This window comes from Methylobacterium radiodurans, assembly GCF_003173735.1.
GTDB classification, from domain to species: Bacteria; Pseudomonadota; Alphaproteobacteria; order Rhizobiales; family Beijerinckiaceae; genus Methylobacterium; species Methylobacterium radiodurans.
Genome location: NZ_CP029551.1, coordinates 509,097 through 521,413, shown reverse-complemented (window position 1 = coordinate 521,413; position 12,317 = coordinate 509,097). Strand labels below are relative to the sequence as shown.

Below are 12,317 nucleotides of genomic sequence, written 5' to 3'. Positions count from 1 at the left end.
ATGCTGCGCGCCGGTCGGCGCACCCGGTCAACCGGTGGTGCCCGGGATGGTTCTGGCGCGCAGCAGGGTGCCACGAGGGCGGCGCTCAGCCGCCGATCCGGCTGCCGGACGGTGACGGGGCGGTTTCGTCGGCGGCCCCGCGGCACCGGGTCGAGCCGGAGGGGCTCACCTGGATCCGCGGATCGACCCGCAGGAGGTAGTTCCTCCGCGCGGGCAGGGCCTGCTCACGATCGCTTGATCCAACGGCCTCGGCCCCGCACGCTCCCTCCTTCGCGCCGTCCCACCGGGAACAGGGAGGTTGCCGTGCTTGCCTTTCGGAACGCCGCGGGCGTAGCCCGGGAGCTGTGGAGCGAGCGCAGGTTCGCCGAGATGGCGCGGCGTGGGGCGGGGCTGCTCTACGCGACGCGTGTCACGATCGGGCTGCGACGCGACCTCGACGCGCCCTCTCCGGCCCCGGCCGCCAAGATCCCGATCGAGGTCCGCCCGCTCCACGACGCGGACCTGCCCCATCTCTTTCCCGAGGACCGGGGCGGCCTGAACCGGAAGGAGCGGCTGGAGCTTGGCACCCGCCGGTTCCACCTGAGGTCCGGCATCCCGACCTGCTGGGTCGCCCTCGACCGTCGCACAGGCATTCCCTGCTACATGCAGTGGCTGATGGGCGCGAGCCACAACCGGCTGATCCAGCAGACCTTTCCGCCGCGCTGGTTCCCCGAGCTGGCGCCCGACGAGGCTCTCTTGGAAAACGCCTATACGCCCGCCGCCTATCGCGGCCAGGGCATCATGTCCTGCGCCATGGCACTCATCGCCGAGCGGGCCGCCGGGATCGGGGCACGCAGCGTGATCACTTTCGTGGAGAACGCCAACGTGGCGTCCCTGCGCGGCTGCGCCAAGGCCGGATTCGCGCCCTATCTCGCCCGCGTCGAGCGCCGGGCCCTGCTCGATACGGTGCGCCTGCGCCGCTTCGAGCCCTTCGAGGCCGCGCGGCACGCGCACGCGTGAGGCGGGGCCGGGCGGCCTCGCCGCCCAACCCCGCCATCCGCGGACACACGGGCCTGCAAGCCGCTGTCTGCAGGCTCGCGGGCCGCTACCGACTCGCTACTTGCCGAGAAGACCCGTCACGCCGCCGAGCAGGCCGCCCACCGTCCCCAGCAAGCCGCCCACGAGACCGCCGACCTGATCGATCGTGCCCGAGACAGCCCCGAGTTCCTGGCTGAGGTCGAGGCTCACGCCGAGACCGACACCCAGGTCCAGCCCGCCGCCGACCGCGTCCAGCTCCGAAGCGTTCAGCTCGCGGATCGTGTCGAAGTTCTGCGTCATGCGAAAATCTCCTAGGTTTCAGTCGCTTCTTTGGAAATTTCTTCCATGTATTCGTGGGGCGATCTGAGTAACAACCCCACGGTTAAGAGAGCATAGTCCTGTATCCCGCGCAAGTCGGGGTCATTTCGCGCCGCAAAATAGAATTTTGTACGAGAATGTATTGTGAGCGACCGATTCAGAGCGGGCGTGCCGCAACCGCCTGGAGGATCGGCATTTTTTCGCACTTCATAGAATCTTGCAAACAGCCAAGCATTCCGCATTCCGCACCGCGCGAAAATCCGGATCAAATTCTGCAAGTCGCGCAGAAGAAAGTACTAAATCGCGTTAATGCGACGTGCTGCCGCAGGCCATTTTCACCGAAGATTTGGACGTATACGGCCCAGGGGCATCAGATCTACGCAAGCGCCTGAGACAAAAAGCTTATTCCGGACCCTGCGTACGATTGTGGACATTCTGGTCGACCAGCCCGTTCGTCCTTCATGCTGCGCTGCAGCAAAAAAGCTTGCGGCCGTGTATTCGTCGCTCTCGGGCGACGAACCCCTTGATTTCATGGGCCGGACGCCGGCATTTTCCGCGCGATGAATGCTCCGCTCTTCCGCCGCGAAGTCGTCGCGGCGCGGCGCGGCGCGATGCTTGGCTCGGCGAGGCCCAGATCGCGCAGCCCCTGCCGGTCCGCCTCACGGTCGGCGTCTGCGTCGTTCTTGTCCTGGGTATCTTGGCCTATGCGGTCTTCGGCACCTATACTCGTCGCGTGCACGCTCAGGGTCTGCTGACGCCCGATATCGGCCTGATCACTCTGACGAGCCCGGCGGCGGGCCGCATCGGCAGCGCGGCCGTGCGCGAGGGCGACCGGGTCGAGCGCGGCCGGCTGCTCTACACGATCGACCTCGACGCGGTCTCGGCGAGCGGGCCGACCCAGACCCGCGTCCTCGACGAGCTGGCCAACCAGCGCGACGCCGTGCAGCGCCAACGGGAGCTGCGCGCCACCACCGCCGAGGCCGAGAAGCGCGCGCTCGCCGAGCAGATCGAGAACTTCGAGGCACAAGGCCAGCAGCTCGCCGAGCAGATCGCCCTGCAGGAGAAGCTGGTGCCCCCCTTGCGCGAGCGGGTCGAGGTCCTGGCCAAGGCCGTGTCGAGCGGCTTTGCCCGCTCCGCCGACCTCCAGAGCCAGAACTACCTCTACATGCAAGCGACCTCGCAGCTCGCCTCGTTCAAGCAGTCGGGCCTGCAGATCGCCGGCAAGGTCGGCGATCTGAAATCTCAGCTCGCCACCTTCGACGACCGGCTGGCGCGCGACCTCGCCGATCTCGACCGCACCGCGGCCCAGCTCGCGCAGCAGCGGGCCGAGAGCGAGGCGCGCCGCGCCATCGAGGTGCGGGCGCCGGAGGCCGGCATCCTCACCTCGATCCGCGCGCAGGGCGGCCAGAGCGTCCAGGCGGGCGCGACCCTGCTGACCCTGCTGCCGAGCGACGGCCGGCTCCAGGCCAGCCTCTTCGTCGATTCCGCCTCGATCGGCTTCATCGAGGCGGGCGCGGGCGTGATGCTGCGCTACGCCGCCTTCCCGTTCCAGCGCTTCGGCCTCTACCGCGGCATCGTCACGGAGGTGACGCGCGCGCCGCTCAAGGGCGAGGACGTGCCGGAGGCCGGTGGAGCCCGGACGGACCCCGCCGGCGGCCTCTACCGCGTGGTGGTGCGGCCGGACGAGGACGGCGTGATGGCCTACGGCGAGCGGCGGCGGCTGGAGGCCGGCATGCGCGTCGAGGCCGACATCGCGCTGGAGCGGCGCCCCCTCTACCGCTGGCTGCTCGACCCGCTGTTCCGGGTCCGGCGCAGCGTCGATCTCGTGACGAAGGGCGGCTGACGCGCGTGGCTCTCGGTTCCCTCCAGTTCGGCTTCCGGCGCCGCCTGCCGGTGGTGCTCCAGGCGGAGGCCGCCGAGTGCGGCATGGCCTGCCTCGCCATGCTGCTCGGCCATCATGGCCGCCACGTCGATCTCGGGGCCTTGCGCCGCCGCCACCCGCTCTCGCTCAAGGGCATGACCCTGCGCAACCTCGTCGACCTCGCCGGGACGATGGGGCTCACCACGCGCGCGCTCCGGATCGAGCTGACGGATCTCGCCCGGCTCAAGACGCCCTGCATCCTGCACTGGGGCCTGAACCACTTCGTGGTCCTGGCCGAGGTGCGGGCTCGGGGTATCGTGGTGCACGATCCGGCCCGCGGCCGGCGCACGGTGGGCCTCGCGGAGGTCTCGCGCTCCTTCACGGGCGTGGCGCTCGAGGCGCTGCCGAACCAGAGCTTCGTGCGCGAGGCCAGGCCGCCCGGCTTTCGCCTGCGCGACCTCTTCCGCAACATCGGCGGCGTGCGCGCGACGCTGGCGCAGGTCCTCGCCCTCTCGCTCGGGATCGAGCTCGTCGCGATCCTCATGCCGATCGCCTCGCAGATCGTGATCGACGAGGTCATCGTGAACGCCGACCTCGACCTGCTGCTCGTGGTGGCGCTCGGCGTCGTGCTGATGCTGCTGGTCCAGCTCGCGCTGGCGGTGGCGCGCACCTGGGCCATCATGGTGGCGGGCTCGACGCTCAACGTGCAATGGTCGGGCGGCCTGTTCGACCATCTCTCGCGCCTGCCGCTCGACTGGTACGAGAAGCGCCATGTCGGCGACGTGATCTCGCGCTTCGGCTCGCTCTCGACCATCCAGAAGGGGCTGACCACGGACCTCGTCCAGGCAATCCTCGACGGGATCATGGCGGTCGGCATGCTGGTCATGCTGGCGGTCTACGGCGGCTGGCTGGTTCTGGTGGTGCTGGCCGCGACCCTGGTCACCGTCGCCCTGCGGATCCTCGCCTTCCGGGCCTACCGGGAGGGCAGCGAGGAGGCGCTGGTGGCCGAGGCCCGCCAGCAGACGCACTTCATCGAGACCGTGCGCGGCATGGCGAGCGTGAAGCTCCTCGACCTGCGCGAGCGCCGCCGGGCCGCCTGGATGAACCAGTTCGTCACGGCGCTCAACGCCCGCCTGCGCCTCCAGCGGCTCGACCTCGTCTTCGGGCGGGCGAACGAGCTGATGTTCGGCGCCGACCGGCTGATCCTGCTGGTGCTCGGCGCCCGCGCGGTGATCGACGGTGCGATGACGCTCGGCATGCTGGTGGCCTTCCTGGCCTATCGCGACCAGTTCGCGGCCCGCATCGGCAACCTCGTGGAGGCGGGCTTCAAGCTGCGCCTCCTCGACGTGCAGACCGACCGCCTCGCCGACATCGTGCTGACCGAGCCGGAGGCGGACGCCGCCGCATTGCCGGAGCCCTTCCGGCCGGAGCCCGTCCGGCCAGCCGCCCCCGCGCTCGCGGGCCGGGCCGCCGGCGCCCTGGAGGCCAGGGGTCTCGCGCTCCGCTACGGGGCCGACGAGCCCTGGATCTTCCGCGACCTCTCGTTCGAAGTCCCGGCCGGCACGAGCTTCGCCGTCACGGGACCGTCCGGCTGCGGCAAGACCACGATGCTGAAGATCCTGATGGGCCTCCTGCCGGCGAGCGAGGGCACGCTGCTGGTCGACGGGCAGGAGGTGCGGGCGCAGGGCGCGGCCGCCTACCGGCGCCGGATCGCGGGCGTGCTGCAGAACGACGGTCTCTTCGCCGGCTCGATCGCCGAGAACATCGCGGCCTTCGACGAGCGGCCGGACCCGGGCTGGATCGAGGAATGCGCCGCCCGCGCGGCGATCCTCGACGACGTCCGCCGCATGCCGATGGGCTTCGAGACGCTGGTCGGCGACATGGGCTCGACGCTCTCAGGGGGACAGAAGCAGCGGGTGATCCTGGCCCGCGCCCTCTACCGGCGCCCGCAGATCCTGTTCCTCGACGAGGCCACGAGCCATCTCGACGAGCCGACCGAGGCAGTCATCGCGGAGGCTTTGCGCGACCTCGACATGACCCGGATCATCGTGGCCCACCGCCCGGCGACCATCGCGCATGCGGATCAGGTGCTGGGCCTCGGCACGCCGGCGCGGGAGCCGGCGCGGGAGCCGGTGGCGTGACCGATATCGACCCTGAGCAGTCCCTGGGAAGGCCCGCTTCCAGGCGCTTGCTGAGACAGAGCCGGAGGACCGGGTTGGGTTGGATTTCTGCCGGTCTGCTTTGGAAGGAGCAACGCGTGGGCGCGGACGCTTGCCCGAGCACGTGCATAACCTCACAGCACTATGTGTCCGGCAAGATCAACGGTTGATCCGCACCCTGGTGACGTACCACGTTGCTACGCGGCTGGGACGAGGGGACGCTTTGCCGCCACTCGCGTCAGCGCGAAGAAGCCAAAAGCCGAGGCGAAGATGACCGCGCCAAAGCTCGCCGCAATGCCAAGCACAAGTCCGAAACCGCCGCGATCGTGCAGGACTGCGATCATCGGTACGACGAAGCCACTCACGGTAAATCCCAGGAAGTAGCGCACGCTGTAGGCCCTCGTCCGGTAGGCCGCTGGCACGTAGCGCGCCACCATCGCGTCGTTGATTACCACCTGCCCGTAGAGCGCCGCCATCGTCAGCACTAGGCCGGCCAGCATCGGCAGGCCCGTGCTCACAGCGGCGATGCCGAGCCCGACCGGCTGCAGGATCGACAGACCGAGGAAGAGTGTCGGCAGGCTGTAGCGATCGATCAGCCGACCCATCGCCAGCTGGGTTAGAGCGCCGAAGGCGAAGACGAGGGTCGCGACCGAGCCGATCAGGGCAAGGGGAAGCGCCGCACCGACCCGCTCGTCCACGACCTTCGGCAGAGCGATGGTGGTGATGTTGAATGTCATCCCGCCCGCGATGATAGCAAAGGCGAAGACGATGAGGAGGGGGATCGGACGCGCCACGGCGATGACCGGAGCGCCCTCTCCCTTACCACGGCTGCCCTCCCCGTCCCCGGGCACCAGGGCGAGGAAGGCCGCGCCGCAGCCGAGACAGAGCAGGCCGGGCACGATGAAGGCCGCCTGCCAGCCGAGGCCGGAGGCGAGCAACGCCGTCACCCCGGAAGCGGTGGCGGCCCCGGCATTGCCCCAGACCCCGTTCATGCCGAGATCGCGGCCGAGGCGGGTCGCATGGGTGACAAGCATCGCCGAGCCGACCGGATGGTAGATCGCCGAGGCGAGCCCCAGCACGCAGAGCCAGAACGCAAAGGCGGTCGGGCTGCCCGCGCTCGCCACCCCTAGGCAGGACAGGCCGTAGCCGAAGAAGAAGATCGCCAGCATGGTGCGGCGGCCGAACCGGTCGGCGAGCCAGCCCATCGGCAGCGAGCAGAGCCCGAAGGCGACGAAAGCGCCGGTCGCGAGCCCAATCAGTTCACCGTAGCCGAGGCCCGTCTGGGCCGCGATGGCGATGACGGCGGTCGGGTAGATGAGGAGCACGAAATGGTCGAGGGCGTGCGCAACGTTGACGAAGCGCAGGGTCCGGCGGGAGAGGATCTCGGCGTTCATGGGTCAGGCATCTCTAGTGAGCCTGCCCGCCTATACCTGACCCGTTGCAAGCGGTCGGGCCGAAGTTGTACGCGATCGGGCCAAAGTGGACGGGGCGGGCACCATGCGGTCGACGCGGGCGGAGGATTATCAGGACGTCCCCCGCGCCGTCGCGGTGATGCCCAAGGCCTACGCCGCCAGCAGCCGCATCGATCCCCACTGCCACAAGCGGGCGCAACTGCTCTACGCCACCGCGGGCTTGATGATGGCCAGCGCTGAGGACGGGACTTGGGTCGTCCCCGAGGGCCATGCCCTCTGGATACCTCCACAGTTGACGCATTCGGTGGCCATGCACGGGGCGGTCTCGATGTGCACAGCCTATCTGGCCGCGGAGGCGGTGCGAGATTTCCCCGCCAAGGCCCGCGTCATCGAAGTCTCGTCCTTGCTCGCCGCCGCTCTCGCGTCCCTCGGGGCCGAACCGGTCCTGTACAATGAAGCGGGTCGCGGCGGGCATCTCGCGGCCCTGGTGCTCGACGAGATACAGCTGGCACCAGAGACGCAGCTGACCTTGCCCCTGCCGAAGGACAGCCGCCTACGCCGGATCTGCCTCGGCCTCATTAAGGCCCCCGCGACGGACCTCGACCTCGACGCGTGGGCTTATCATTGCGGCCTCAGCCGCCGCACACTGACAAGGAGGTTCCGCAGCGAGACGGGCCTGACCTTCGATCAATGGCGGGCCAGGGCGAGGGTGGTGCGGGCGTTAGCTCTCGCCGCTGATGGATGGTCACCGCGCCAAGTAGCGGCTTCAGTCGGCTACCGCAGCATTCAAGCCCTGCGGGGACGGACAGAGGCTTTACTACCGAAGCAATCTACCGATGCACGACCGCTTCCGAGCATCTCGTTCGTCGATTCCTGATTCTGAGTAGGGTCGGAGGCAGAACGTCCGCTTTGAGGCGATCTGTTGGCTTCCGCTACCCACCCTCAGCAGGCTTTCACAAAGGCCAAGCCGATCTGGCGCACCTCTCCGCGTTTCAACATCCAGCCTGGCCGGCTGGACGCGGGCCCTGACCGAAATGGCAGCGGGCGCCCCGTCTCCGAGGCGCCCGCAACTCCACGACGAAAATAGTCAGTCGTTCTTGACCTTGCCGTCCGGACCGACCTTGATCTCCTGCTCGCGGTCGGTGAGAGCGACCTTGATCTCGTACTCGACGGCGTTGCCCTCGCGCTCGACCTCGGCCTCGTAGGCCTTGCCGCCCGCGGCCTTCTGCTCGGCCAGCGCGATCGCGTCCTTGAGCGAGACCTTGGCGTTCTGGAAATCGCTGACCTTCAGGCGGGTGAAGTAGCGCTCGAACGGCTGGTTCTCCGACTTGTAGAGTTCGCCCGTGTCGGCGTTGACGCCGTGCTCGACCAGCTTGCCGCTCGGGTACACCACCTTGATCGAGTAGTGCGCCGGGTTCTTGCCGTCGGCTTTCTCGAAATCGGCGTCGATGGCCTTGCCCTTCTCGTTGTCCTCGGCCTTGGCCTCGGCGGTGGCGATCGCCTGGGCGAGGCCGATCTTAGCGGACTTGGCGACCTGCCACTCCTTCAGGTTGCCGTCGTTCGACTTGGTGGCCTCGGTCGCGGTGGGCGCGCGGCCGGTATTCTCGGGGTTCTTGGTCAGGTCGGGGTTCGTGGTGGTGGAGGGGGCCGGGGTCGTCGTGGTCGTCTGCGCGGCGGCGAGGCCGGCCGACAGGGCGAGCAGGCCGGCGGCGGCGGTGAGGCGGAACGCGGTGGTCTTCATGGCGGGGCTCCCGTTGTCGGGTTGGTGTTGCGCACCCTGAACGGCCCGCAAGCCCGCTTGGTTGCGGTGCGGAGCCTCAGGAAATTTCTCGTATCCGCCGCGGATCCATGCGGCGCGGGGCGGGGTTGCGTCGGCCCGCGGCGCTTGGCATTGCGGGTCGCCAGAGAGCCGGCCGCGGAACCGAATCGCCGCGCCGGGACCCCGGGCGCGTCCGGGACCCGAACCGGCCGCCCGATCCGATCGCCAGCCCATGATCCCGGTCCTGACCCGCCCCGCCGAGGCCCTGCCGCTCTACACCGCCTTCTGCGCGGAACTCGCGGCCCGCGGCTTCTCGGGCGACCTCTCCCTGACCGAGGCCGACCGCGCGGTCTTCGCCACCGACAACTCGATCTATCAGGTCGAGCCCGGCGCGGTGGCCTTCCCGCGCGACCGCGACGACCTCGTGCGGATCGGCAAGCTGCTGGACGATCCGCGCTTCCGCGAGGTGGTCGTGCGCCCGCGCGGCGGCGGCACCGGCACCAACGGCCAGTCGCTCGGCCCCGGCCTCGTGGTCGATTGCTCGCGCCACATGACCCGCATCCTGGAGATCGACCCGGAGCGGCGCACCGTGCGCGTCGAGCCCGGCGTGGTGAAGGACCAGCTCAACGCGGCGCTCAAGGCCCACGGCCTGTTCTTCGCCCCGGAGCTCTCGACCTCGAACCGGGCGACGATCGGCGGCATGATCTCGACCGATGCCTGCGGCCAGGGCTCCTGCCTCTACGGGAAGACCCGCGACCACGTCCTCGGACTCACCTGCGTGCTCGCCGACGGCACGGTGCTGGAGGCGCGCGACCTCGACGCGCAGGCGCTGGCCGCCGCGAAGGCCCGCGACGACCGGGCCGGCGCGATCCACCGGGCGGTCGATGCGGTCGTCACCGAGAACGCCGCGCTCATCGCCGAGCGCTTTCCGAAGCTCAACCGTTGCCTCACGGGCTACGACCTCGCCCACGCGCGAGGCGAGGCCGGCGGGCTCGACCTGAAGAGCCTCGTCTGCGGCTCGGAAGGGACGCTGGCGCTGATCGCCGAGGCCCGGCTCAACGTCCTGCCGATCCCGCGGGCCGCCGCGCTCGTCGCGCTCAGCTACGTCGATTTCGACGCGGCGCTCCGCGACGCCCGCGCGCTGCTGCCCTTCGGTGCGGCCTCCGTCGAGACCATCGACTCGACTGTGCTGGGTCTGGCCCGGAACGATCCGGGCTGGGCCGGCGTGCAGGCCTTCTTCCCCGAGGATCCGGCGGGCCGCCGGGTCGACGGCATCAACCTCGTCGAGTTCGTCGGCGCCGCCGACGAGGAGGTCGAGGCCGCGCTCGGCCGCCTCGTCGCCATGCTCGGATCCGACGCGAGCCCGGTCCGGATCGGCTTCACGGTCGCGCGGGGGCCAGCGATCGAGCGGCTCTGGACCATGCGCAAGAAGGCGGTCGGCCTCCTCGGCGCGGTCAAGGGCGACGCGCGCCCGATCCCCTTCGTGGAGGACACCGCCGTTCCCCCTGAGCGGCTCGCCGACTACATCGCCGAGTTCCGCGCGCTCCTCGACGGCCGGGGCCTGCGCTACGGCATGTTCGGCCACGTCGATGCGGGCGTGCTGCACGTGCGCCCGGCGATCGACCTGAAGGACGAAGGACAGGAGCGGCTGATCCGCGAGGTCACCGAGGGCGTGGTCGCGCTCACCGCCAAGTACGGCGGCCTGCTCTGGGGCGAGCACGGCAAGGGGTTCCGCTCGGAGTTCGTGCCTGGCGTGTTCGGGCCGCTGGTGCCGGCGCTGGAAGCGGTCAAGCGCGCCTTCGACCCGGGCGATCGGCTCAACCCCGGCAAGATCGCCTCGGCGCGGGGCGCCGCGCTCACCGCGATCGATGCCGTGCCGCTGCGGGGCGAATTGGACCGCACCATCCCGCGCGACGTGCGGGCGGCCTTCGACGAGGCGCTCCACTGCAACGGCAACGGCGCCTGCTTCAGCTACGACGCGGACGAGGCGATGTGCCCGTCCTGGAAGGCGACGCGCGAGCGGCGCCACTCGCCGAAGGGCCGCGCCTCGCTGATGCGCGAGTGGCTGCGCCGGACCGCGGCCGCGGGCATCGACCCGGCCGCGTCCTTGCGCGACGAGCGGCCCGGCTGGCTCGCACCGCTCGCCGCCACCCTGCGGGGCGCTCTCCGGCCCCGGTCGCAGGGGGAGGACTTCTCGCACGCCGTGAAGGAGGCGATGGATGGCTGCCTCGCCTGCAAGTCCTGCACGGGCTCCTGCCCGATCAAGGTCGACGTGCCGAGCTTCCGGGCGAAGTTCCTGGCGCTCTACCATCAGCGCTACCCGCGGCCGCTGAAGGACCACGTCGTGGCCGCGCTGGAGCCGCTGCTGCCGCTGGCGGGGCGGGCGCCCGCCTTGAGCAACCTGCTCTCCCGCAACCCGTTTGGCCAAGCGGTGCTGCGCCGGATCGGGCTCGTGGCGATCCCGGCCTTCTCGAGTCCGCTCGCCCCGGCGCTCGCCGGGCTCGGCGTGCGGACCGCGACGCCCGAGGCCCTGCGCGCCCTGTCCGAGGCCGAGCGGACGCGCGCGGTCGTGGTGGTGCAGGACGCCTTCACCAGTCATTTCGAGGCGCCGGTCGTCGCCGATCTCTGCGCGCTGCTGATCGAATTGGGCTTCCGGCCCTGGCTCGCCCCGTTCCGCCCGAACGGCAAGCCGGCCCATGTCCACGGCTTCCTGGCCCGCTTCCGCGAGATCGCTGCGGCCAACGCCCGGATGCTGCGGGCGCTTGAGGCGACCGGCGTGCCGCTCGTCGGCGTCGATCCCTCGATGACGCTGACCTATCGCTCGGAATATGCCGGGGCGCTGGGGCCCGAGGAGGTTCCGAAGGTCCGGCTGGTGCAGGAATGGCTCGCCGCCCGGCTCGACGCGATCGTGCCGCGCCCGGCAGGCTGCCCCTTGCGGCTCCTGCCCCACTGCACCGAGCGCACGAACGCGCCGGCCGCCGTGAAGGACTGGCAGGCCCTGTTCGCGCATCTGGGCCTGCCCCTGGAGGTCCCGGCCGCCGGCTGCTGCGGCATGGCCGGCACCTACGGGCACGAGGCCGCCAACCGCGCCACCTCCGAGCTGATCTACGGCCAAAGCTGGGCCCGGCACGTCGCCGAGAGCCCCGAGGGCACCCTGCTGGCCGACGGCTATTCCTGCCGCTGTCAGGCCAAGCTCATCGACGGCCGCGCCCTGCCGCACCCGGTGCAGGCGCTGCTCGCCCATGTGCGGGCGCACGCGCCCGTCGCCGCGGCCGACCAGGCGCCGAAGCGCGCCGCCTGAACGAGGACACGATGGACGCCACCCGCCTCAGCTACAGCATCGACCACGTGCACCTGCGCAGCCGCGATCCGGTGGCGGCGGCGGGCTTCTACGTCGCGGTCTTCGGCGCGCGGGAGGAGGGGCGCGTCGGCGACCCGGTGAGCCGGGTGGTGCTCGATCTCGGCGGCCTGCGGGTCTTCATCGAGCAGGCCCCCGCCGATATCGCCTCGGCGGCGGTGCCGCCGCATCGCGGCATCGAGCATATCGGGCTGCGGGTGGCCGACATCGACGCGGCTCTGGCGGATCTGGAGGCGCGTGGCGTCCCGCTGGCGATCCCGCTCACGCAGGTGAACCCGGCTCTGCGCACCGCCTTCCTCGACGGTCCGGACGGCGTGCGGATCGAACTCTTGGAGCGCGGCGGCAAGGCCTGAACGGCGGCCGTCTCGGTCGTTCGGCCACCGCGAATTCCCTCTCCCCGCTGTGAGGGGAAAGGGCTTCGGCGACCTTGTCG

Annotated in this window: 9 protein-coding genes; 6 read left to right on the top strand and 3 right to left on the bottom strand. The window is 70.3% G+C overall.

Translation table 11 applies throughout. The features are described 5' to 3' along the window. The first annotated feature begins 303 nt into the window (after nt 1-303). Nucleotides 304-999, top strand: coding sequence for a GNAT family N-acetyltransferase (locus DK427_RS02305; protein WP_109949847.1), 696 nt, complete (start codon nt 304-306; stop codon nt 997-999). 96 nt (nt 1,000-1,095) lie between these two features. Here the strand turns inward: DK427_RS02305 and DK427_RS02300 are convergent, their stop codons facing one another. Further along, nucleotides 1,096-1,317 carry a hypothetical protein gene (locus DK427_RS02300; protein WP_109949846.1) on the bottom strand — a complete coding sequence of 74 codons (222 nt, stop codon included), beginning with the start codon at nt 1,315-1,317 and terminating at the stop codon, nt 1,096-1,098. Nucleotides 1,318-2,068: 751 nt separating this feature from the next. Between DK427_RS02300 and DK427_RS02295 the strand changes: the two genes are divergently transcribed. Beyond that, nucleotides 2,069-3,178, top strand: a complete 1,110-nt coding sequence (locus DK427_RS02295; RefSeq protein WP_245930766.1) for an HlyD family efflux transporter periplasmic adaptor subunit — start codon at nt 2,069-2,071, stop codon at nt 3,176-3,178. A 5-nt stretch (nt 3,179-3,183) separates the two neighbouring features. After that, nucleotides 3,184-5,337 carry a peptidase domain-containing ABC transporter gene (locus DK427_RS02290; protein WP_245930765.1) on the top strand — a complete coding sequence of 718 codons (2,154 nt, stop codon included), beginning with the start codon at nt 3,184-3,186 and terminating at the stop codon, nt 5,335-5,337. 215 nt (nt 5,338-5,552) lie between these two features. On the opposite strand, the gene DK427_RS02285 is transcribed toward DK427_RS02290, so the two are convergent. Beyond that, nucleotides 5,553-6,749 (bottom strand): MFS transporter, encoded by a 1,197-nt coding sequence (locus DK427_RS02285; RefSeq protein ID WP_109949845.1) that lies wholly within the window; start codon nt 6,747-6,749, stop codon nt 5,553-5,555. A 103-nt stretch (nt 6,750-6,852) separates the two neighbouring features. Between DK427_RS02285 and DK427_RS02280 the strand changes: the two genes are divergently transcribed. Beyond that, complete coding sequence (locus DK427_RS02280) at nt 6,853-7,644, top strand: helix-turn-helix domain-containing protein (RefSeq protein ID WP_109953947.1); 792 nt, start codon at nt 6,853-6,855, stop codon at nt 7,642-7,644. Between the two features lie 210 nt (nt 7,645-7,854). Here the strand turns inward: DK427_RS02280 and DK427_RS02275 are convergent, their stop codons facing one another. Continuing rightward, nucleotides 7,855-8,508 carry a PepSY domain-containing protein gene (locus tag DK427_RS02275; RefSeq protein WP_109949844.1) on the bottom strand — a complete coding sequence of 218 codons (654 nt, stop codon included), beginning with the start codon at nt 8,506-8,508 and terminating at the stop codon, nt 7,855-7,857. A 250-nt stretch (nt 8,509-8,758) separates the two neighbouring features. Between DK427_RS02275 and ydiJ the strand changes: the two genes are divergently transcribed. Continuing rightward, the gene (ydiJ, locus tag DK427_RS02270; RefSeq protein ID WP_109949843.1) at nt 8,759-11,827 is read left to right on the top strand and encodes a D-2-hydroxyglutarate dehydrogenase YdiJ; all 3,069 of its coding nucleotides are present in this window, start codon (nt 8,759-8,761) and stop codon (nt 11,825-11,827) included. A gap of 11 nt (nt 11,828-11,838) precedes the next feature. Then, nucleotides 11,839-12,237: a VOC family protein gene (locus tag DK427_RS02265; protein WP_109949842.1), complete on the top strand. Its 399-nt coding sequence runs from the start codon at nt 11,839-11,841 to the stop codon at nt 12,235-12,237. The last annotated feature ends 80 nt before the right edge of the window (nt 12,238-12,317 follow it).